Here is a 22,115-nt window from a genome sequence, read left to right on the forward strand (position 1 = left end):
AGCCCAGACTGTTACAGGGTCAAAAGGCTCTGTAATAGTCGGCCAAAGATTAATATCAGGTCAAACGGCTTGATATTAGTCGGCGGGCAGACTGGTGGGTGTTCCGGCAGGCTCTGCAGCAGTCCGAACGATTGTTGCAGGGTCGTAAGGGATATCCATTGGTCGAGCTAAGATTATCATGGGTGTCGGATGCTAATTTCTTGAGCCTGAGGTCTATAGCAGTCGAAAGATTGCTACAGGCTTCCTAGATATCCATGATAGTCGAGCAAAGGTCATTACGGGTTCCGTAATGGTCTATGGCAGTCGAAAGATTGTCGTGGGCTATGCAGGGATGCGTAGTGGCTGTAGCGTAGGTCATTACGGGCTCTTAACATAGAAACCTTCCTCTTTTGAGGAAGGTTTCTTGTTGTAAACTAGCCTTGGAAATCAAATTGACAACTCCGGGGGCTTATGCTAATATGTCCCCAATATATCCGACGAGATTACTAGGATTAAGTCGCGGGAGGAAATAAAACAGTGCGTAAAATTTATTTTGATCACAGCGCCACCACCCCGGTCCACCCTGACGCAGCCGAGGAAATGTGCCGCTGTTTAAACAGCATTTACGGCAACCCTTCCAGCATCCATTCTTTCGGCCGGGAGGCCAAAAAAGCGCTGGAGGAGGCCCGTGAAAAGGTAGCCAGGGGGATAGGGGCAAACCCTGCCGAAATAGTATTTACGAGCGGCGGCACGGAGTCCGACAGGCTGGCCATCAGAGGCGCGGTAAACAGCAATCATGCAAGGGGCAATCACATAATAACGTCGGCGGTGGAGCACCATGCAGTTTTGGATACCTGCAGGTCACTTGAGAGTGAAGGTTTTGAACTGACAGTTTTGCCCGTGGACGAATACGGCATGGTTGATCCCGGACACCTGGCCCGCGCTATAAAAGACAATACTATCTTGATTACGATCATGCATACCAACAACGAAGTGGGGACAATACAGCCGATCGCGGAAATGGCACGTATCGCCAGGGAAAAAGGAGTTGTTTTTCATACTGACGCAGTCCAGAGCATGGGGAAAATTCCGGTCGACGTGAACGACCTGCAGGTGGACCTGCTCTCTCTGTCCGGCCATAAAATTTACGCCCCGAAAGGAACAGGCGCTTTATATATCCGGCGCGGCACACGCTGGAAGCCCGTCGACTTCGGCGGCGGGCAGGAGAGGAAGCGCCGGCCGGGGACTGAAAACCTGCCCGGCATTGTGGCCCTGGGCAAAGCGGTGGAAATTGCCGCCGCTGAAATGGAAAAGGAGGCGGCCCGTTTAATCCTGCTGCGGGACAAAATTATCAGCAGAATATTGGAAAGGGTACCTCACGCCAGGTTGATCGGCCACCCGGACATGCGCCTGCCAAACCATGCCAGCTTCATTTTTGATTATATTGAAGGGGAGTCGCTGCTTTTCAGCCTGGACATGAAGGGAGTGGCCGCCTCCAGCGGCTCCGCCTGCACCTCGGGGTCACTGGAACCGTCACACGTGCTACTGGCCATGGGTATCCCACTGGAAAAAGCCCACGGTTCCCTGCGGATAACAATGGGCAGGGTTAATACCGAGGAAGACGTGGGTCATTTCATTGAAATTTTGCCTCCGTTAGTAGAGCGGTTAAGGGAGATGTCACCTCTTGGCTTTACACAGGGATCTCAGAAAAATGAAGCTGATAATATATATCCATGCTGACCTTTTTGCCTTCCGGCGGGTCAGTTTTTTGAAATTGACAATATCCGAGTGCCGTGCTATGATATCCCTTGAGCATAATGTGAAGTGTTAAAGGGAGTGATTACTTGAGGCTTTCCACCAGGGGACATTACGGCCTGAAAGCAATGTTCGACCTGGCGCAAAATTACGGCTCAGGCCCTATATCTCTGAAGACTGTGGCGGAACGCCAGAACCTTTCGGATCACTACCTTGAACAGCTTATCGCCATGCTTAAAAAAGCAGGTTTGGTAAAAAGCATGCGCGGGGCCCAGGGAGGTTATGTCCTCGCCAGGGAGCCATCAGAAATTAATGTGGGGGATATTATTCGTGCCCTGGAGGGCCCCATTGCGCCGGTATACTGTGTCAGTGAAGAAAATCCCGGGGTTTGTGATGAAGCTGACTACTGCATAACACGCACGGTCTGGGAGAGGGTGCGGGACGGCCTTGCTGAGCTGCTCGACTCCATCAGCCTGGCCGATATGTGCCGTGAGGCCGCAGAGTCTCAAAAGAGGTAAGGCAGTTAACTTGTTATTAATTTAGGTTGAAAGACCTGAAGTGAAAATAGGAGGTATAATAATGTACACGGAAAAAGTAATGGACCATTTTGAAAACCCCAGGAATGTTGGGGAACTGCCTGACGCGAACGGCATCGGAGAAGTCGGCAACCCGACCTGCGGTGACATCACCAAGATATACCTGAAGATAGAAGATAATATAATAAAAGATATAAAATTTAAAACTTTTGGCTGCGCCGCCGCTGTTGCTTCAAGCAGCATGCTTACAGAGATGGCTAAAGGCAAAACCATAGAGGAAGCGTTAAGAATTACCGACATGATGGTAGCAGACGAGCTGGACGGGCTGCCGCCGCAAAAATTGCACTGTTCCAACATGGCGGCTGAAGCTATGCACGTCGCGGTTGAGGATTACAGAAAAAGACAAGGTGCGTGATCCTTTGACAGACAAAAAAAAGGTTATTGTTGCAATGAGCGGCGGGGTAGACAGTTCTGTCACCGCCGCCCTGTTGTTAGAGCAGGGTTACGATGTGACCGGTGTCACCATGCAGATCTGGGATGCCGACCGTTCCGAGACCGGGGATGAGCACGTCGGCTGCTGTTCCCTGACTGCTGTTGAGGACGCCAGGAGCGTCGCCAATAAGCTCGGCATACCTTTTTACGTAATGAACTTTCGCCGTATCTTTGAAGAAAAAGTAATCGACTATTTTACGTGCGAATACCTGCGGGGGCGCACGCCCAATCCCTGCATCGCGTGCAACAGGCATGTCAAATTTGAGGCGCTGCTGGACAAGGCGCTGAGCCTGGGAGCCCGTTACATAGCCACCGGACACTACGCCAGGCTGGGTTTCAGCAAAGAATACGGGCGCTACACGGTGCGCCGCCCGGCAGACCGGAAAAAAGACCAGACTTATGTGCTGTACGGTCTGACCCAGCGCCAGATCGCCCATACTCTAATGCCCCTGGGGGATTACACCAAGGAGCAGGTGAGGAAGATGGCCGCGGACTACGGGCTGCGGGTGGCGGACAAGGCAGAAAGCCAGGAGATCTGCTTTGTCCTGGACGATAATTACCGTAACTTTTTAAGTGAGAAAACGAAGGACATCAAACCAGGCCCTTTCCTAAACATGCAGGGGGAGATTATCGGTGCGCACAAAGGCATCCCCTTTTATACCATCGGCCAGCGCAGGGGGCTCGGCATTGCCGCGGGAGAACGTATCTACGTAGTAAAAATCGACCCGGAGAAAAACGCCATTACCCTGGGCCCGGAAGAAGCGATCCTTGGCTATGGCTTAACCGCCGAAGATATCAACCTGGTCCTTTACGAGAAATTGGAAGGCCCCATGGAAGTGGAAGCTCAGATCCGCTACAACGGCCGGCCCGCCCCGGCCACGGTCGAGCCGCTGCCCGGCGGCCGCCTGGCTGTGCGCTTTCACCAGCCGCTGCGTTCGATTACGCCGGGGCAGGCGGTAGTTTTTTACCGGGGCGACTGCCTGGTCGGCGGCGCCACCATTACCACAGCCAATTAATAATGCGACAGCGAGAACCGTCCCCCTTGTCGCAAATGCGACAGGGGGGACGGTTCTCGCTGTCGCATTTATTTCGCATTATTTATAAATGATATGGACATAATAGCAAATAAAGTTTGTGAAAGCGATTTATTTAAAATTTGGGAGGGCGACTCATTTTGAAATGCCCGGTTTGCGGCGGAAAAGCCAATGGAAAAGTCGGTGTCGACCAGTATTACTGTTGGGATTGCTGTGTGGAATACCGTATTAACAAAGAAGGTGTTCAGATTTTTGAACTGGCCGAGGACGGAAGTTTGGTCGCACTGGACCCGCAAAACGAATTTTTATTATAAATTTTAATGGGGGTGGAAATATCGTGCGGACTAGTTTCTGGAGGGGCGTTCTAACCGGAAGCATCATCGGTGCGGCGATCAGCATGATGGCGTCAGGGCGCCGCGGCTATATCAGCAAGGACGCGGTGAGCAGCGGCGCCAGGGAGGCCAAAAGCCGGGCGCACAGGGTGCTCCGGGGTGTTTCAAAATCGGTTAATGACCTTATGAAATGATTAAAGTAAAAGTGGGGAGAAAAAAATCTCCTCACTTTTTCCTTGGTGGTGAGATTGCTGGCCTGGTGGAAAGACAGAAAAATACTGCGCTTTTTTATACTTACAGCCCTTGCCGTCGCTGTTGTCTATTTTTTATACCTTTTGCGGGGGTTGTTTTTTTCATTTGCGCTGGCGGTGCTGCTGTCTTACCTGATTAATCCGCTGGCAGGCGCTATCAGCAAAAAGGGCGCGCCGAGGGTGGCTGCCATCCTCTGGGCTTACCTGGCCCTGTTTCTGGTCATGGCTGGTTTTCTCATGTACGGCTTTCCCCTGATTATTAAACAGCTGAACATGCTGGTGGAGGCGATCCCGCAGTACACCATACAGGCCCATGAGATCACCCAGTCCATCCAGGACCGGTACTCCGACCTGGGTATGCCCGACGGCATGAAGCAGGTGTTTGATGAAAGGATCCGCTGGCTGGAGGAAATCATGCTGGAGCGGGTGAGAAATATCCTGGCCTCCATTGTGGGGCTGTTCGGCAGCATATTTAAAATAATTTTGGCCCCTGTCTTGTCCTTTTACATCCTAAAAGACCTGGAATTAATCAAGTTAAAAGCGCTTTCCGTGCTGCCGGCTGCATGGAGGGACGAGGCCGTGGACCTTTTCAAACAGATCGACAGAGTGCTGGGAAGCTTTATTAAAGGTTATTTACTGGTGGCCGCCATAGTGGGGGGAATGACCGCGGTCGTGATGGCGCTGCTGGGTGTCGATTTTGCCCTGATGCTTGGCCTGTTTGCCGGGCTGACCGAGCTGATACCATATTTCGGCCCTATTATCGGGGCTGTCCCCGCTGTCTGCCTGGCCCTATTAGAATCAAAATGGCTGGCTGTGAAAGTCGTTGCCGCCTTTTTCATCATCCACCAGCTGGAAGGCAATATCATCTCGCCCAAGATCCTGGGAGACAAGGTGGGGCTGCACCCGCTGGTGGTGATCTTCAGCCTGCTGGCGGGCGGGGAGCTGTACGGGCTCACCGGCATGCTTTTAGCGGTCCCGGCGGCGGCGGTGCTCCGGGTGATCTTCAATTTTATATTCCTGAAAACAGCTGCGTGGCTATAGCGGAACGGGGACACACCTCCTCTGCGAGTATTCCTTTAGGGTCGAGGAATGTCCTCGATTGGAATGGCGGGTTAAAACCCGCCCTACAGCGGAACGGTCACACCACCTGCAGGTGCGGCTTTAGTCGCACACGGGATAATTTGGTTTGACACTTTACAGGAACATTTTGTATAATTATAGCGCAAAAATATAGATAAAAGGCTGGGTTTAAAATTGATGACCGGTAATGAAATCAGAGAGAGTTACCTCAGGTTTTTTGAAAGCAAGGGGCATAAAATTTTGCCCAGCGCTTCCCTGATACCTGTAAATGATCCAAGCATTTTATGGACGGCTGCAGGGATGGTCCCTTTCAAGCCGTTTTTTACAGGCGCGGCCAAACCGGACTATACCAGGGTGACCACCTGCCAGAAATGCATCCGTACGCCGGATATCGAGTCAGTAGGCAGGACCGCGCGGCACCATACTTTTTTTGAGATGCTCGGAAATTTTTCCTTTGGCGATTATTTTAAAGAGTCTGCCATCCCCTGGGCCTGGGAGTACGTGACCGAGCACCTGCGGCTTCCGCCGGACAAGCTGTGGGTCACCATCTACCTTGACGACGACGAGGCGTTCGACATCTGGCACAAGGTCGTGGGCGTCCCGGCCGAGCGGATTGTCAGGCTGGGCAAGGACACCAACTTCTGGGAAATTGGCGTGGGGCCCTGTGGCCCGTGCTCGGAGATTTATGTGGACCTGGGCGCGGAAAGAGGATGCGGCTCGCCCGACTGCGAAGTCGGCTGCGACTGTGACCGCTACCTGGAAATATGGAACCTGGTGTTCATACAGTTTTTCAGGGACGAAGAAGGTAATTACACACCCCTGGCCAGCAAGGGCATTGATACGGGGTTTGGCCTGGAGCGGGTGGCTTCGGTGCTCCAGGGCGTGCCCTCGAACTTCGACACCGACCTGCTCAGGGAAATTATGGACTATACAGCCGGATTGTTCGGATTGGAGTACGGCAGGGAAAACAAGGTCGACGTAGCTTTAAAAGTAATCGCCGACCACTGCCGGGCGATAACCTTCGCCATCACCGACGGGGCGCTGCCTTCCAACGAAGGCAGGGGATACGTGATCAGGCGACTGCTGAGGCGGGCGGCGCGTTTTGGCCGGCTGCTCGGCATCCAGGAACTCTTTCTCTACAAGGTGGGCGGGGCGGTCGTCCGCCAGATGGGCAGAGCCTACCCGGAGCTGGCCGAACGGCAAGACCACGTACTGAGCGTCATCCACAACGAGGAGAAGCGTTTTTCGGAAACACTGGCCCAGGGTACCGAAATGCTGAACCGGCTGATGGAAGAGGCGAAAAAGCAGGGCAGCTCCGTTATACCCGGCGCGGACGCTTTCAAGCTTTATGACACGTACGGCTTTCCCCTGGAACTGACGCAGGAAATGGCGGAAGAACAGGGATTTACAGTGGACACGGACGGTTTCGGCCGGGCCATGGAGGACCAGCGGCAGCGGGCCCGCAGCGCCAGGCAGGAAACCGAATATATATCGGAACGGGGCGCCCTCTTCAAGAAAATGCGTGAGGAGATGGGCGAGACTAACTTCGTCGGCTACGACGCCCTGGAGGCCAGGGCCAGCGTGCAGGGGATCCTGAGAGACGGGGAAAGGGTAAAATCAGCCCAGGCCGGGGAAGAAGTGGAATTCATCCTGGACGTCACACCCTGCTATGCCGAGTCCGGCGGGCAGGTGGGCGACCACGGGCGCCTGGCCGCCCCTGAGCTTAAGGTGGAAATTTACGAGGTGACCAAGCCGGTGGAAAACCTTATCGTGCACCGCGGCAAGGTGATCAACGGCATTTTGAAGGAGCATGACCAGGTGTCGGTTGAGGTGGACGTTGCCAGGCGGTTGGCTACCTGCCGCAACCACTCGGCCACCCACCTGCTGCACAAGGCCCTGAAAATGGTGCTGGGCGACCATGTCAACCAGGCCGGCTCGCTGGTGGAACCGGACCGGCTGCGCTTTGATTTTACCCATTACGCGGCGATAGACGCCGGCGAAATAAAAAAAGTCGAGGATATAGTAAACGACTCGGTCTTAAATGACTTTACCATAGAAGTTTTTGAGTCCTCTGTTGACGAGGCCAGGGCCATGGGCGCGGCGGCCCTCTTCGGAGAAAAATACGGGGAGAGGGTCAGGGTGGTCAAGATGGGTGATTTCAGCCTGGAGCTCTGCGGCGGCACTCACCTTAAGAATACGGCCGAGGTCGGCCTGTTCAAACTGGTGGGAGAAAGCAGCGTCGGCGCCGGCCTGCGCCGGGTGGAGGCGGTAACGGGCCAGGGCGCCCTGCGCTATGTGAACGCCAGGGAGGAACAGCTGGCCGAGATAGCCAGGCTGGTGAAAGCGGCGCCCCACGAGGTGGTCCGCCGGGTGGAAGGCCTGCTGGAAAACAACAGGGAGCTGGAGGCGGAGAACGAGGCGCTCCAGGCCAGGCTGGCCAGGTACCAGGTGCATGACCTGATCAACAGCGTGAAGACGGTTAAAGGGATCAAGGTGCTGGCCGGGGAGGCCGCGGCGCCGGATATGGACAGCCTGCGGGGCATGGTGGACCTCCTGCGGGATAAGATCGAATCGGGGGTAATCATACTGGGCAGCACCGCCGGCGACAAGGTGAATTTAGTGGCGGCGGTAACTAAAGACCTGCTGCCCGGCGGGCTGCACGCCGGGAAACTGGTAAAAGAAGTCGCCGCGGTGGTCGGCGGCGGAGGCGGCGGCCGTCCCGAGATGGCCCAGGCCGGCGGCAAAGACCCTTCCCGCCTGCGTGAGGCCCTGGAAAAAGCCAGCCAGGTGGTAGAAAAACAGCTCAAACTGTAATAAATAACCCGGCAGGCGTCTGCCATGCCGGGTTTTTAGCATTTTACATATTTTAGCGGCGGCGGAGGTCCCTGCAACTTATTTTTCAGCAGGTATCTGCACATCGATAATCATGGCGATTTCATCGCAATTGGGGAATTTCGGGCAGTTAACACATTCCTTCCACACTTTTTGGAGAAGGGAATCCTTTTCTACTATTCGAAAACCGCATTTGGCAAAGAAGCCGTCCTGGTAGGTAAGGGCGAAGACCCGCGGTATAGCCAGGTCGCGCGCTTCATTTAGAAAATTTCGCACCAGGCCGCGGCCGATCCCTTTTTTAGCATAATCCGGCGCAACAGCAAGGGCCCTGATCTCGGCCAGGTCTTCCCATATAATGTGCAGCGAGCCGGCCCCGACGACCCTGTCCCGGTCCACGGCGACGGTAAACTCGCGCAGGCTCTCGTACAGCAGAGTGCGCGGCCTGGCAAGCATCAAGCCTTTTTCGGCATAGTCTGTAATTAAAGCGTGAATAGGTTCAACATCAGTGATTTTTGCTTTGCGAAATTTCATATAGTCTTGCTCGTCACCCTTCTTAATAGAATTACTATGTATTATATATTAGTTAGACAGGTGTCTCAATCATTTTTTGGGGATAGACTATTGTCGGCAGGTATTATATAGCAGTGAAGGAAAAATATTAAAGGCAGCGAATAGATTTAAAAAAGGAGGTTTGCCGTAGATGCCTTCGGATTTTTCAGACAAGACTATGATGTTTAAAGTTCAGGCCGATGATGTGAACCGGGCCCGGGACATTCTACACCAGGTCTACAACTCTCTAATTGAAAAAGGATACAACCCGATCAACCAGCTGGTAGGGTACCTGCTGTCCGGGGATCCGGCTTATATAACCAGCCACGGTAACGCCCGCAGCCTGATCCGCCGGCTTGAGCGGGATGAGATACTTGAGGAACTGGTAAAAAGCTATCTCAAGCAGGAATAATTATTAAGCGGGAGTTGGAGAGCAGTTGCAGTACAGGCCTCTCGGGAAGACCGGTATTTTGGTGTCCCGACTTTGTTTTGGCGCTCTGACCATCGGCCCCCTCCAGGCCGGCCTGTCTTTGCTGGAAGGCTCTGCTGTCATCCGCAGGGCTCTTGAGAACGGTGTAAATTTTATAGACACGGCAGAGCTTTACCGGACCTATCCATATATTCGCGAGGCTGTCCGCGGGTTTGCTCGCGATGTCGTTATTTGTTCGAAGTGTTACGCTTACACCCGTAAGGATATGGTAAGGAGCGTTGAAAAAGCGCTAAAAGAGCTGGACAGGGACTACATTGATATTTTCATGCTCCATGAACAGGAGTCGCACCTGACTATCAAAGGCCACTGGGAAGCCTTTGAATTTCTTTTGGAGGCTAAAGAAAAAGGGACCATCAGGGCTGCCGGCATTTCTACCCACCATGTCGCGGGTGTGCTGGCTGCGGCCCAAATTCCGGAGCTTGATGTGATCCACCCCCTGGTCAATTGCGCGGGGATAGGGATAGTTGACGGGACCAGGGAAGACATGCTGGCGGCCATCAGGGCCGCCTCCGGCGCGGGCAAGGGCCTTTATGCGATGAAAGCCCTGGGCGGCGGCAACTTGCTTGACAGGCCGGAAGAAGCATTAAATTTCGTATTGTCGCTGCCTGAATTGTCCTCAGTGGCGGTTGGGATGAGCACAGTTCAAGAAGTGGATTACAATACCCTTTTATTCAGCGGTAAAGGGGTACCGGAAACTTTAAAATCTGCTGTCAGGCGCCAGGCAAGGCGCCTTCATATTGAGTCATGGTGCCGCGGTTGCGGGCATTGCATAAAGAAATGCCGGGCTGGGGCGCTGAAAATTACAGAAGGAAGGGCCATGGTGGACAAAGATCTGTGCGTCCTTTGCGGTTACTGCGGCGCGGCCTGCCCTGATTTCTGCATCAAGGTGATCTGATATGCGCGTGCTGGGACTTGACCTGGGGGATAAAAGAATAGGCGTGGCGCTGAGCGACCCGATGGGCTGGACAGCGCAGGGGCTGGACGTTATTACGGGCGGCGGCGGCTCGAAAGGTGATATCAGGAGGATCAGGGAGATCGCCTTAAAGCATGAAGTTGAGAAGGTTGTGGTGGGGCTGCCGCTGAATATGGACGGAAGCACGGGGCCCCGCGCGGAAAAGGCCCGTGACTTCGCAGGGCGCCTGGCCAGGGCCCTTGACCTGCCCGTGGAACTGTGGGACGAAAGATTAACGACGGTCGAGGCAGAAAGGCTGCTGATCGAAGCGGATATGAAAAGAAACAAACGGCGGCAGGTTATTGATAAAATGGCGGCTGTTTTGATCCTGCAGAACTACCTTGACGCGGCAGGCAGGGGTTCCACAAAAAAGGCGGATTAACAAATGTAAAACAGAACTGGCATATAGAGTCAAACTACTTTGCTTGACAGGATTACTTTTTTTAGATAGAATTTTTTCAGTAAACATTGGAAGAGGTGAATATATTGACTGAAGCTGATGAAGTTGTAACTTTGGTAGACGAAGAAGGTACAGAGCACGACTTTACCGTGATTGATATCATAGAGGTGGACGGCTCTGAGTATGCCATACTGCTGCCGGTCGACGAGGAGAATAACGAAGCTATAATCCTGAAATTCGCCAAGGACGAAGAAGGCAACGAGCTGCTGGTAGATATCGAAGACGACGAGGAATGGGAAAAGGTTTCAGATGCCTGGGAGGAAATGATAGCCGAGGAAGAAATCGAGTAAAGCTAACAGAATTAAGCTGGTTGTAGTTTCCTGCAATCCGGCTTTTTTTACGGTTAAAGGGAGTAAAAAATGCCTGCCAAAACGCCTGCCAAAACATCAAACATTATAAAAATAATTATTGTATCAGTTATTATCGTCCTGCCGCTGGTCATATTCAGCTCGGGATTTTTTGCTTCGTCTTCAGAAAAGATTTATTCCGGGGTTGAGTTCATGGGGACTGACCTCGGCGGATTAAACAAAGAAGAAGGCATGGCAAAGCTGGCGGAAACAGAAAAGAGTTTTCGCGCGAAAAGGGTGGCCCTTCGCTATCACGGCTGGAGCAGCACACTTCTGTTAAACGAAGTGGGGTTTGAAATTAATAAGGAAGCTGTTATAACTGAAGCGCTCAATGCCGGAAAACAGGGTTCGATAATCAAACGCTGGCAGGATAGAAAGCAGATTGAGAAAAACGGCCTCTCATTGCAGACAGCTTTTACATATGATGAGGAAAAACTGTCTCAGCGTTTAAAAGACCTGACCGGGGAAATAACCACAGATCCCGTGGAAGCGACTTTTAGGGTCGGCGCCGGTGACAGGGTTACAGTTGTTCCCAGCCAGGACGGTATGGGACTGGACCTGGAAAAGCTGAAGAAAGACATTGTCGATGTGTTGAACAACAGGGACCAGGAAGTGGACCTGTCCCTGGTTCCCGTTTCACCGTCCCGCACCACCGCGGCGCTTGAGAGCATGAACATCAACGGCCTGCTTGGCGGTTATACAACACATTTTGACGCCGGGAAGGTCAGCCGTACTTATAATATCAGCGTGGCGGCCCGGGCCTTCGACGAACTGCTGGTTATGCCCGGGCAGGTTGTTTCATTTAACGAGGTCGTGGGCCCCCGCAGCTCCGAGGCCGGCTACAAGACCGCCCCGGTTATTGTTAACGACGAACTGGTGGACGGGCTTGGCGGAGGCGTGTGCCAGGTTTCAACGACTCTTTACAACAGTGTCCTGATGGCCAACCTTGAAATCGAAGAGCGGTACAACCACTCCATTCCCGTCAGCTACGTCCCCATAGGGCGCGACGCCACAGTTGTTTATGACGCTCTGGACTTTAAATTCGGCAATAACACAGGGGACTATTTGTATATCAAGTCATATTTAAGCGGCGGGCAGATCACCATTAACATCTACGGCAACACCGCGTATAAGAGGGACGTGCGCATAGATTCCGTTGTAACCGATGAAATAAATTTCAACGTGGTATATGAAACCGACCCGAACCTGCCCAAGGGCACGGAGGTCGTTAAAAAAGAAGGCTCAAACGGGTTCCTGGCTTATACAGAGCGGGTAGTTTTCCTGAATGGCAAAGTAGAAAAAAGGGACGCGCAGTCCTACAGCGATTATAACCCGATTAACAAGGTGATCGCTGTGGGGACTTCGGAAACATTACCACAGGTAGCGCCGTCCAAACCGGGGACGCCGGGAGGTCAGGTCATACCGCCCGGCGGCCAGGACCAGCCCACGGGCGGAGCCACTACCGGCGGCGGCTCCACGACCATACCGGCTATACCGGGAGCCAATCCCCCGGCCGGCGGCAGGACGCCATAATCGCAGCTCAACAAAGGGGCAGTTCACGCGAACTGCCCCTTACTTTTCGGTACCGGGTACCTAAGTTATTAAGTTTTTGAATTTTCAATTTTCGGTTACCGGTACCTAATTATTAAGTTATTTACAGGGGTTTCCTTGTGCCCGTGTGACAAATAATGTTATAATATGAAATCATCTATGGTGGGGTGTTTATGCGTTATCTTGCGGAGAGCAAATTAGAAAAGCATAAGAAAAATAAATTTATCAGAAGATACCGCTACCATTTAATGTTATCACTCGGCGCCATCTGCCTGGTATTTATCTATATACTAATGTCACTGTCCCCGGTTTCAGCAAAAAGCAGGGGCAGGGAAGTGGTGGTGGCCATACCCGTAAGCGCCACCGCGAACCAGGTGGGCGATATTTTAGAGCAAAACGAGCTGGTGCGAAACGGTTTGGTCTTCAGCCTTTATGCCAGGTATACCGGCTTGGACAGCAGGATTAAGGCGGGGGAATACAGGCTTAACGACAGCTACTCAACGCCCGAGCTGCTCAGGGAGTTGGTCCAAGGGCGCCTGGCGGAAATGTCATTTACTGTTCCCGAGGGGTATACGACGGCGCAGATAGCCGATTTGCTCGCCGCCAAGGGACTGGTGGACAGGCAAAAGTTCATGCTGGCGGTCTCCGAAGAAGAATTCCCTTATTCATTTGTCCAGGGCCTGCCCAAAGGGGAAAAGCGCCTGGAAGGATACCTCTTTCCGGATACCTACCAGGTGGACCGGGGAAGTACTGAAGTGTCGATTATCGACATGATGCTGAAGCGTTTTGCCAGTGTTATAGAAGAACTTGACTACCAGGCACAGGCAGAAAGTAAAGGCGTTACGCTGCACAAGGCGCTGACCGTCGCTTCCATGGTGGAGCGCGAAGCAATGGTCGATGAAGAAAGGCCTTTAATAGCGGGTGTTATCTACAACCGCCTGAACATCGACATGCCCCTGCAGGTGGACGCCACCGTGCAGTACGCCCTGGGCACGACCAAGCCCACCCTTTTCTACGAGGACCTGGAAATAGACTCGCCCTATAACACTTACAAGATCTACGGGCTGCCGCCCGGCCCCATCGCCATGCCCGGCCGTACGTCACTTCTGGCAGCGATCCAGCCAGACCGCACGGAATATCTCTATTACGTGGCGAAGCCCGACGGCTCGCACGCGTTTGCCACAACCCTGGCGGAGCACAATGCCAACAGAGAGAGGTACGAGGAATGAAAACTGAGCTGCTGGCCCCCGCCGGCGATCTGGAAAAGTTAAAAATCGCCGTGCTCTACGGCGCTGATGCCGTCTACCTCGGTGGGCGGCATTTTGGCCTGCGGGCGGGAGCGGGTAATTTTGATGAAAGCGACCTGGCAGAAGGCGTAAGGTTTGCCCATGGCCATGGCGTGCGGGTATACGTGACTGTAAATATATTTGCTCACAACAGGGACCTGGAAGGCCTTCCCGCTTACCTGGACATGGTCTGTAAAGCGGGAGCGGATGCGGTGATCGTATCCGATCCCGGCGTGGTCGATCTCGTCAGGAGGCTTTACCCGGCCCTGCCGGTCCACCTGAGTACCCAGGCCAACACGACCAACTGGGCTGCCGCGCGCTTCTGGGAAGAATTCGGAGTCCGCCGCATCGTCCTGGCCCGGGAGCTTTCGCTGGCCGAGATCAGGGAGATCCGGGAGCAGGTCGCCCTGGAACTGGAAATGTTTATCCACGGCGCGATGTGCATTTCATATTCAGGCCGCTGCCTGCTGAGCAATTACCTCACGGGGCGCGACGCCAACCGCGGAGACTGCGCCCAGTCATGCCGCTGGAAATACGCCTTGGTGGAGGAAAAAAGGCCCGGAGAATATTTCGCGATAGAAGAGGACGGGCGGGGCAGCTACATTATCGGTTCCAGAGACCTCTGCCTGATCGAGCATATTCCCGAGCTGGTCAGCGCCGGCATCACCAGCTTTAAAATCGAGGGCCGCATGAAAAGCGTCAATTACGTGGCGGGTGTGGTAAAGGCCTACCGCGAGGCCATTGACGCTTACGCCAGCGATCCCGAAAATTACAGGTTTAACCCGGCCTGGCTGGAGGAGATTGAAAAGGTAAGCCACCGGGATTACACCACCGGGTTTTTATTTGGCAGTCCAGGTCCCTCAGGACAGCACTACGAAGGGGAGATTTACAGGAGAAGCCATGTCTTTGCAGGGCTGGTGAGAGGATATGACGCTGATGCCGGGATGGCGGTAGTTGAACAGCGAAACCGTTTCGCCGTCGGGGATGATGTGGAGATAATGATCCCCAGGGGGGAGACTTTAAGACAAAAGATAACCAGGATTATTGATGAGGAAGGCAACAGCGTGGAAGCCGCGCCGCACCCCCAGCAGGTTGTTCTGGTGCCAATTGACCGGCCGGTGCCGGATTACGCTATATTAAGAATTATTTAAAAGGTGGTCTTAAATTGCAAAGCAAGGGAAGTCTTCCAACCCGAAAAGAAATTCCCGAACAATACAAGTGGCGGCTTGAAGATATCTATGCCAGCGACGATTTATGGGAACAGGATTTTCAGCTGGTAAAAAAGTTGAGCGATAAAGCCGCCGCCTACAGGGGCAAAATGGGGCAGTCAGCACGTTCTCTGTTGGAAATCCTGCAGTTGGAGTACAGGCTGCAGGAACTTATCGAGAAAGTTTATACCTACGCCCGCATGCGCCGGGACGAGGATAACGCCAATCCTGTCTACCAGGCACTGACTGACCGGGCGGAAAGCCTGCATACCCAGGTGCAGACGGCACTATCATTCATTGAACCCGAAATTCTGGAGCTCCCCGCGGAAACCCTGGAAGGCTGCCGGCTGGAAGAGCCGGGCCTGAAGCTCTACAATTTCGCTCTGGACGAATTGCTGCGGAAAAAAGACCACATCCTTTCCGCCGCCGAGGAGCGGCTTATCGCTGGAGCAGGTGAGGTGGCCCAGGCCCCGGCTAACATTTTCAAAATGATCAACAATGCCGATATGACCTTCCTTTCGATCAAGGATGAAGAGGGAAAAGAGGCGGAGGTTACCCACGGCCGGTACATTCAGTTCATGGAAAGCCCAGACCGCCGGGTGCGCCGGGACGCTTTCACCTCTCTCTACAGTTCCTACAGGAAACTGCAGAACACGTTGGCCGCCACTCTTTCTTCCAGCGTAAAAAAGGACGTGTTTTATGCCAGGGCGCGTAAATTTCCTTCAGCTTTGCAGTCTTCACTTTTTGCAGACAACATTCCACCGGAGGTCTATGATAACCTGATCCAAACGGTGCGCCGCAACCTGGGCGCCATGCACCGTTATGCAGCCCTGCGCAAGAAATTGCTGGGGCTGGACGAACTGCACATGTATGATCTGTATGCTCCCATGGTAAAGGACATCAAATGGGAGATCCCCTTCCCCGAAGCGGTTGAGATGGTGAAAGAGGGGCTTGCGCCTCTGGGTGCTGCTTATGGCGAAATTATGTCCCAGGGGTTTAATGAGGGATGGACGGATGTTTTTGAAAACAGGGGTAAAACCAGCGGCGCTTATTCCTGGGGACCTTACGGGGTGCACCCATATATTTTGCTGAATTATCAGGGTAATTTAAGCAATGTCTTTACTATTGCCCACGAAATGGGACACGCCATGCATTCTTATTTTGCCGGCGGTGAGCAGCCCTACCTCTACGCCCATTACACTATCTTTACTGCCGAGGTGGCTTCCACAGTTAACGAGTCCCTGCTCATGGAGCATCTGCTCAAGAAAGTGAGCGAGCGGAGCAAAAAGCTCTACCTGCTTAACCACTACCTGGAACAATTTCGCGGCACTGTTTTCCGTCAGACTATGTTCGCCGAGTTTGAAAAAATTATTCATGAAAGAACTGAACAGGGTCAGGCTCTGACCCTTGAATTTCTGCGTCAGGTTTATCATCAACTGAATGTGGATTACTACGGTCCGGAGATGATTGTGGATGAGAATGTGGAATTCGAATGGGCGCGCATTCCCCATTTTTATTCCGCCTTTTATGTTTACAAATATGCCACCGGGTTTTCCGCGGCGGCGGCCATTACCAGCCGGATCCTGGAGGAAGGCGCGGCGGCGGTTGACCGTTACCTGGGCTTTCTGAAAAAGGGAGGCAGTGACTATCCTCTTAACCTGTTAAAGTCCGCCGGGGTTGATATGGCATCTCCAGAGCCGGTGCAGGAAGGGCTGGACCTGTTTGCCCGGCTGCTGGACCAGATCGAAGAATTAACATAAAATCAAGTATCCAGGCCCCGCTTTCGTGTATGGCGTCGTTGATGCGACAAGGGGACGGTTCTCTTGTCGCATTATTGTATACAAAAGCGCGACAGAAGAACCGTCCCCTTGTCGCACTTTGTATAAATTATTATACTTTGGGCCAAGCTTAAAGCAAATACCTTTTAATGGAAGGTTTTTTTTATGGACATTTTGAGGCAAAAGAGGCTGGTCCTAATTTTTTCTGTTCTATTTATATGTTTTCTGGGGCTGGCCGTCCAGCTGTGGCGGATTCAGATAAAAAACGGGGAACGGTACGCTTGTCTCGCGTTGGAACAGGGCAGCATCTGGGTCTCACTGGAGGATGCTCCCAGGGGTAAAATCCTTGACCGTAATTTAGTCCCGCTTACCGGGGGGAAGACCGAAAACAGGGTAGTGGTTTTCCCGCAGGTGGTAAAAGATAAAGATGCGGCTTCTAAAGGCCTGGCGGAGATCCTCGCTGTTGATGAAGCAGGCATAAAACGATGTTTGGATGGAGGAGCATGCTGCCTGCCTTACGACTTAACCGCTAAGCAGACAGAACTCATCCGGCAAAAGGACTGGACAGGCGTAATGGCGCTGCCGGTGCAGTTCAGGTACGGCGATAATTCACTGGCGTCTCAAACTTTAGGCCACCTGGGCAAAGTATCGTCTTACGCCGAGTACTTCAACCTTGTCTCCCATTCCGAAAAAATTTACCGCTACGACGACCTGGTGGGTAAGACAGGCCTGGAAATGGCGTACGAGGAGGATTTGAAAGGAAACAGGCCGGAGCAAGCGGTAAGAGTTTTTAAAGACGCCCAGGGAAAGCTGCTTGGCGGTCCCGGCTTTGAGCTGGAGGAGCAGGCGGAGGACAGGGCCCGGCGGGATGTGGTGCTGACCCTGGACTCCCGTGTCCAGCAGGTTGTTGAAGATACTATGGACCGGAAGATAAGCATTGGCGCGGTGGTAGTGATGGAAGCAGGGACAGGAGATATCCTCGCCATGGCCAGCCGCCCGGGTTTTGACCCGGCACACCCGGAAAAAAACCTTGGCGGCGCGGCTGAGGGGAGTTCTTTTGACCACTGCACCGCGCTCTACCAACCGGGCTCTGTTTTTAAAATAGTGCTGGCCGCGGCAGCTCTGGAGGAAGACCCGGCCAGCCTGAAAAACCGTTTTAACTGCCTCGGTGAAAAAGATAACATAATTCACTGCTGGAAAGAAGGGGGGCATGGCGATATTAATTTTGCGCGCGCCTTTGCCGAGTCATGCAACCCCACATTCGCCAGGGTCGGGCTGGACCTGGGCGCTCCGAAACTGATAGAATACGCCGGCCGGCTTGGCCTGGAGAACCAAAACGTTATAGGTTACCCGGTAGTTTGCGACACGCGCCAGGACCTGGATTTAATCGGGGAGCCGTACAACCTGGTCAACTGCAGCATAGGCCAGGGGCCGGTACTGGTTACGCCGCTGCAGGTGGCGGCCATGACGAACGCGATCGTCTCCGGCGGGATATACAGGGAGCCGCGCCTGGTTAAGGAAGTCCGCAGCAGCAGGGGCAGTGTCGTTAAAGAGTTTTATATAGGCGCCGGCAGTCAGGCTGTTTCACCAGACACCGCTGGAATACTGCGCGGCCTGATGGAGTCAGTTGTTGACAGTGGCACCGGCACGGGAGCCGCGGTGCCGGTATTCGGCAGTGCCGGCAAGACAGGCTCGGCGCAGGTAGGCAGCAGCGGGGAGAAAACAGACGCCTGGTTTACCGGGTACGCCCCCCGGAAGAACCCCCGCTATGTGGTGACAGTACTGGTGGAAGGCGGCGACAGCGGCAGCGAATCTGCCGCCCCGGTTTTCCGCGAGATAGCGGAAATTTTACTCAAGCTGGAATAGCGGGACCGTGTCAAGGGGACGGTTCTCTTGACACGCTTTCAGAATATTATTAAAACGTGTCAGAAGAACCGTCCCCTTGACACGCTAAAAGGCCCACTTTAATGGTGGGCCTTTTAGCTATATTAACTTTTCCAGCTCGCTTTTGTTGAAACCTACTACCACCTGTTCCCCAACCATAATTGTAGGCACGGCCATCCGCCCGGTTTTTCTGAGCATTTCTTCCCGCGCAGTTTTGTCCGCAGCAACATCTAACTCCTGGTACTTTACTCCCTTCTGTGAGAGGAACTCCTTCACGTGTATGCAGTGCGGTCAGGTAGGGGTTGTGTAAACTGTAATATTTTCATGCATGGTACATACCTCCGATTATACTTTTTCTTTATTATTCATTGAGACCGGGGGAAATATGCGGCAAGCAGGCCAGGCTCTTGACTTATTACTCAAAGAAATTCGAGGAACACTTTTCCATTTTTCCAATATTGTATAGCATTGACCATAAATGTTCCCGTATATGAATCATTATGTATTTACCTGGGGGTAAGGAAAGAGTTATGGACAGCTTCAACATTCTTTTTACCAGTGCGGGCAGGCGGGTTTCCCTGCTCAGGTCATTCAGGCAAAGCCTTAAAACCATGGGTTTAAGGGGAAACATTATCACCGCGGACTTAAACAAAAGCGCTCCCGCGTCGTTTGTCGCTGACATCGGGGAGTTGGCGCCACCCGTTGTGGACCCGGGCTATATCGAAGCCCTCAAGGCTATATGCCGCAAAAGGCGGATTAAGCTGGTGGTACCTTTGATAGATACCGAGCTGTCTATACTGGCTGACAGCAAAAAAGATTTCGAAGAAATCGGGGTCAACGTCATGGTATCTTCACCGGAAGTTAACGAAATCAGCTTTGACAAGAGAAAAACCAGCGAATTTTTTAAGGCGATAGGAGTACAGACTCCTGAGATCCTGGATCCGAAAGAAATAATAAGCGGGCCCGCAGCCAGGTATCCATATCTTTTAAAGCCATTTAACGGCAATTCAAGCACCGGTGTGACAAAAATTTGGAGCGCAAAGGAACTGGAGTTTTTTGTCAGTTATGTGCCTGGCGCTATTGTGCAGGAGCTTATTACCGGGGAAGAGTATACCTTGGATATCCTGGCCGACCTGCACGGCAGGGTCAGGTGTGTTGTGCCAAGGCTGCGGATTGAGACCAGGTCCGGCGAGATCAGCAAGGGAATGACTGTAAAAAACATTGATATTATTAACGCCGGGAAAAAAGTGGTCGAAGCGCTCCCCGGAGCGGTGGGCTGCATTACTGTCCAGTGCTTTTTGACTCCGGGCAGAGAGATCAAGTTTATTGAGATTAATCCCAGGTTTGGAGGAGGGATCCCGCTTTCAATCAGGGCTGGGGCCGATTTCCCCCGCTGGATAATTGAGATGTACCGCGGGTGCGAGAGTGAAATAACTCTCGACGGCTGGAAAGACGGCCTGGTAATGCTGAGGTATGATGATGAGTTATTCACATTAAAGGAAAAAATTTAATAATGGGGCAAGGGATCTGTCCCGGACAAAACCGGCACGGAATTCGTGTCAAGAGAACCGTCCCCGTGACACGATCGTGTCAAGAGAACCGTCCCCGTGACACGAACGTGTCAAGAGAACCGTCCCCTTGACACGTTTTTGCTTCAGTTTTAGCCGCAGACTTCTTGCAGAGAAGCTTCCAGGATATCAGCGGCCTGGTTCAGCTCGGACTCGGTAATCACGAGCGGCATCAAGAACCGCAGCACGTTGCTGTATATCCCCGCGCTCAGGAAAATCAGGCCCCGCTTGTAGCACTCGGCTGTCAGCCGGGAGGTAATTTCCTTGGCCGGCTCTTTGGTTTTACGATCGTTGACCAGTTCGATCGCGATCATGGCGCCGAGGCCGCGCACATCACCGATCACAGGGTATTTCTCCTGCATTTCTTTTAACCGGCCCGTCAATACCGAGCCGATCCAGTTGGCCCTTTCCGGCAGGGCCTCATCCTTCATGATATCGATAACCTGCAGTGCCGCCGCGCAGGCAACCGGGTTGCCGCCGTAAGTGCCGCCTATTTCGCCGGGGGCGGGCGCGTCCATAACTTCCGCCCGGCCGGTGACCGCGCTCAGCGGGAATCCCGCGGCCAGCGACTTGGCGATAGCCATCAGGTCAGGCACCAAGCCGAAGTTTTCACATGCGAACAGTTTTCCTGTCCGTCCGAAACCAGTCTGAATTTCATCCGCAATAAACAGGATACCGTGTTTTTCACAGATTTGCTTTAATCCGGGCAGGAACTCCGGCGGCGGGACAATGAAGCCGCCCTCGCCCTGTACAGGCTCTGCGATCACAGCCGCCACCTGGTCCGACGGGCACTCGGCCACAAAGAACCGCTCCAGGTTTTTCAGGCACTGCAGGTCGCAGGACGGGTAGCTCAGCCCGTAATAACAGCGGTAACAGTAAGCCGAAGGTACCTTATAGACATCGCTGGCAAACGGGCCGAAGCCGTATTTATAAGGCTTGACCTTGCTGGTCAGGGTCATGGCCAGCAGGGTGCGGCCGTGGAAAGCGCACTCCAGGGCGATTATGCCGGTCCTGTTGGTGTATTTCCTGGCGATCTTAACCGCGTTTTCCACCGCTTCCGCGCCGCTGTTGGCAAACATGGTCTTCTTGGGAAAGCTTCCGGGGGTAACTTCGTCCAGTTTTTCCGCCAGCTTCACATACTGCTCATACTGGGCGACGTTAAAGCTGGTGTGGATAAAGTGGTCGATCTGGTCTTTAGCCGCCTGCACCACTTTTTCATGGCAGTGACCGGCGTTGTTAACGCCGATCCCACCGGCAAAGTCTATGAACTCGTTGCCGTCAACATCGGTAATAACAGCGCCTTTGGCCTCCTTGACGAAGATCTGGGTGGAGTAGGAGATACCCCTGGGGACATACTTTTGCCTCAATTCCAAGATCTCCTGGGATTTTGGGCCGGGCACCTGGGTTTTCAAAGTAGTCACTTTAACACTTCCTCCTAATATAAATTTTGATTTTTGCATATATAACCTGAGTTTTTAATCATTTTTGTTTAGACCTGCAAAATATGTGCCACACAATCTAAACCATGCAATAATATTTCACTATTTAGTATAATGCGAAATAGTCAATTTAACAATAATTATTAGACAATTTATTAATGCGATAATAAATGATTTGAAAATTCATTTAAAAGCAAAATCAAGATTGACAATTCAAAATTCAGGTGGTAAAATTCATAACAAATTATATATCTTTAAGACGCTGATAAATACAATGGGGTTTTTACAGGTATAAGGCGTCTTTTTTTGAAT

General features: G+C 52.8%; 21 protein-coding genes. 18 read left to right on the forward strand and 3 right to left on the reverse strand.

All coding sequences use genetic code 11. The features are described from left to right. Window positions 1–516 precede the first annotated feature (516 nt). The 8 genes from nifS to alaS all read left to right on the forward strand — a co-directional run bounded on the left by nifS (window position 517) and on the right by alaS (window position 8,273). Window positions 517–1,719: a cysteine desulfurase NifS gene (gene nifS / locus ACOBQJ_RS13560; RefSeq protein WP_421072299.1), complete on the forward strand. Its 1,203-nt coding sequence runs from the start codon at window positions 517–519 to the stop codon at window positions 1,717–1,719. Window positions 1,720–1,823: 104 nt separating this feature from the next. Then, window positions 1,824–2,252, forward strand: a complete 429-nt coding sequence (locus ACOBQJ_RS13565) for an RrF2 family transcriptional regulator (RefSeq protein ID WP_421072300.1) — start codon at window positions 1,824–1,826, stop codon at window positions 2,250–2,252. 61 nt (window positions 2,253–2,313) lie between these two features. Further along, complete coding sequence (gene nifU, locus ACOBQJ_RS13570; RefSeq protein WP_421072301.1) at window positions 2,314–2,685, forward strand: Fe-S cluster assembly scaffold protein NifU; 372 nt, start codon at window positions 2,314–2,316, stop codon at window positions 2,683–2,685. A gap of 4 nt (window positions 2,686–2,689) precedes the next feature. Beyond that, entirely contained in the window at window positions 2,690–3,778 is a 1,089-nt protein-coding gene (mnmA, locus tag ACOBQJ_RS13575; RefSeq protein WP_421072302.1) for a tRNA 2-thiouridine(34) synthase MnmA, read from the forward strand. A 158-nt stretch (window positions 3,779–3,936) separates the two neighbouring features. Continuing rightward, window positions 3,937–4,110 carry a hypothetical protein gene (locus tag ACOBQJ_RS13580; RefSeq protein WP_421072303.1) on the forward strand — a complete coding sequence of 58 codons (174 nt, stop codon included), beginning with the start codon at window positions 3,937–3,939 and terminating at the stop codon, window positions 4,108–4,110. A 23-nt stretch (window positions 4,111–4,133) separates the two neighbouring features. Next, window positions 4,134–4,322 (forward strand): hypothetical protein, encoded by a 189-nt coding sequence (locus tag ACOBQJ_RS13585; protein WP_421072304.1) that lies wholly within the window; start codon window positions 4,134–4,136, stop codon window positions 4,320–4,322. Between the two features lie 48 nt (window positions 4,323–4,370). Then, the gene (locus ACOBQJ_RS13590; RefSeq protein WP_421072367.1) at window positions 4,371–5,420 is read left to right on the forward strand and encodes an AI-2E family transporter; all 1,050 of its coding nucleotides are present in this window, start codon (window positions 4,371–4,373) and stop codon (window positions 5,418–5,420) included. A gap of 216 nt (window positions 5,421–5,636) precedes the next feature. Beyond that, window positions 5,637–8,273 (forward strand): alanine--tRNA ligase, encoded by a 2,637-nt coding sequence (gene alaS, locus ACOBQJ_RS13595; protein WP_421072368.1) that lies wholly within the window; start codon window positions 5,637–5,639, stop codon window positions 8,271–8,273. Window positions 8,274–8,351: 78 nt separating this feature from the next. On the opposite strand, the gene ACOBQJ_RS13600 is transcribed toward alaS, so the two are convergent. Next, a complete protein-coding gene (locus ACOBQJ_RS13600) occupies window positions 8,352–8,822 on the reverse strand; it encodes an N-acetyltransferase (protein ID WP_421072305.1) in 471 nt (156 codons plus the stop codon). A gap of 169 nt (window positions 8,823–8,991) precedes the next feature. Here ACOBQJ_RS13600 and ACOBQJ_RS13605 point away from each other — a divergent pair, with 169 nt between their 5' ends. From ACOBQJ_RS13605 to ACOBQJ_RS13645, 9 genes are all read left to right on the forward strand, one after another. Continuing rightward, entirely contained in the window at window positions 8,992–9,252 is a 261-nt protein-coding gene (locus ACOBQJ_RS13605) for an IreB family regulatory phosphoprotein (RefSeq protein WP_421072306.1), read from the forward strand. Between the two features lie 25 nt (window positions 9,253–9,277). After that, window positions 9,278–10,225, forward strand: coding sequence for an aldo/keto reductase (locus tag ACOBQJ_RS13610; protein WP_421072307.1), 948 nt, complete (start codon window positions 9,278–9,280; stop codon window positions 10,223–10,225). 1 nt (window position 10,226) lies between these two features. Beyond that, entirely contained in the window at window positions 10,227–10,664 is a 438-nt protein-coding gene (gene ruvX, locus ACOBQJ_RS13615) for a Holliday junction resolvase RuvX (RefSeq protein ID WP_421072308.1), read from the forward strand. Window positions 10,665–10,768: 104 nt separating this feature from the next. Next, entirely contained in the window at window positions 10,769–11,032 is a 264-nt protein-coding gene (locus tag ACOBQJ_RS13620; protein ID WP_421072309.1) for a DUF1292 domain-containing protein, read from the forward strand. Between the two features lie 69 nt (window positions 11,033–11,101). Further along, window positions 11,102–12,622: a VanW family protein gene (locus tag ACOBQJ_RS13625; protein ID WP_421072310.1), complete on the forward strand. Its 1,521-nt coding sequence runs from the start codon at window positions 11,102–11,104 to the stop codon at window positions 12,620–12,622. A 191-nt stretch (window positions 12,623–12,813) separates the two neighbouring features. Further along, window positions 12,814–13,869 carry an endolytic transglycosylase MltG gene (gene mltG / locus ACOBQJ_RS13630; protein WP_421072311.1) on the forward strand — a complete coding sequence of 352 codons (1,056 nt, stop codon included), beginning with the start codon at window positions 12,814–12,816 and terminating at the stop codon, window positions 13,867–13,869. Next, window positions 13,866–15,077 carry a peptidase U32 family protein gene (locus tag ACOBQJ_RS13635; RefSeq protein WP_421072312.1) on the forward strand — a complete coding sequence of 404 codons (1,212 nt, stop codon included), beginning with the start codon at window positions 13,866–13,868 and terminating at the stop codon, window positions 15,075–15,077. Before mltG ends, ACOBQJ_RS13635 begins: the two co-directional genes overlap by 4 nt. A 14-nt stretch (window positions 15,078–15,091) precedes the next feature. After that, a complete protein-coding gene (gene pepF / locus ACOBQJ_RS13640; protein ID WP_421072313.1) occupies window positions 15,092–16,894 on the forward strand; it encodes an oligoendopeptidase F in 1,803 nt (600 codons plus the stop codon). Between the two features lie 183 nt (window positions 16,895–17,077). Then, a complete protein-coding gene (locus tag ACOBQJ_RS13645) occupies window positions 17,078–18,778 on the forward strand; it encodes a peptidoglycan D,D-transpeptidase FtsI family protein (RefSeq protein WP_421072314.1) in 1,701 nt (566 codons plus the stop codon). 117 nt (window positions 18,779–18,895) lie between these two features. On the opposite strand, the gene ACOBQJ_RS13650 is transcribed toward ACOBQJ_RS13645, so the two are convergent. Beyond that, the gene (locus ACOBQJ_RS13650; protein ID WP_421072369.1) at window positions 18,896–19,078 is read right to left on the reverse strand and encodes a glutaredoxin family protein; all 183 of its coding nucleotides are present in this window, start codon (window positions 19,076–19,078) and stop codon (window positions 18,896–18,898) included. 248 nt (window positions 19,079–19,326) lie between these two features. Here ACOBQJ_RS13650 and ACOBQJ_RS13655 point away from each other — a divergent pair, with 248 nt between their 5' ends. Next, a complete protein-coding gene (locus tag ACOBQJ_RS13655) occupies window positions 19,327–20,307 on the forward strand; it encodes an ATP-grasp domain-containing protein (RefSeq protein ID WP_421072315.1) in 981 nt (326 codons plus the stop codon). Between the two features lie 149 nt (window positions 20,308–20,456). On the opposite strand, the gene gabT is transcribed toward ACOBQJ_RS13655, so the two are convergent. Further along, entirely contained in the window at window positions 20,457–21,785 is a 1,329-nt protein-coding gene (gene gabT, locus ACOBQJ_RS13660) for a 4-aminobutyrate--2-oxoglutarate transaminase (protein WP_421072316.1), read from the reverse strand. Window positions 21,786–22,115 lie beyond the last annotated feature (330 nt).

The sequence above is a fragment of the Pelotomaculum propionicicum genome (assembly GCF_048984525.1).
Classification (GTDB): Bacteria; Bacillota; Desulfotomaculia; order Desulfotomaculales; family Pelotomaculaceae; genus Syntrophopropionicum; species Syntrophopropionicum propionicicum_A.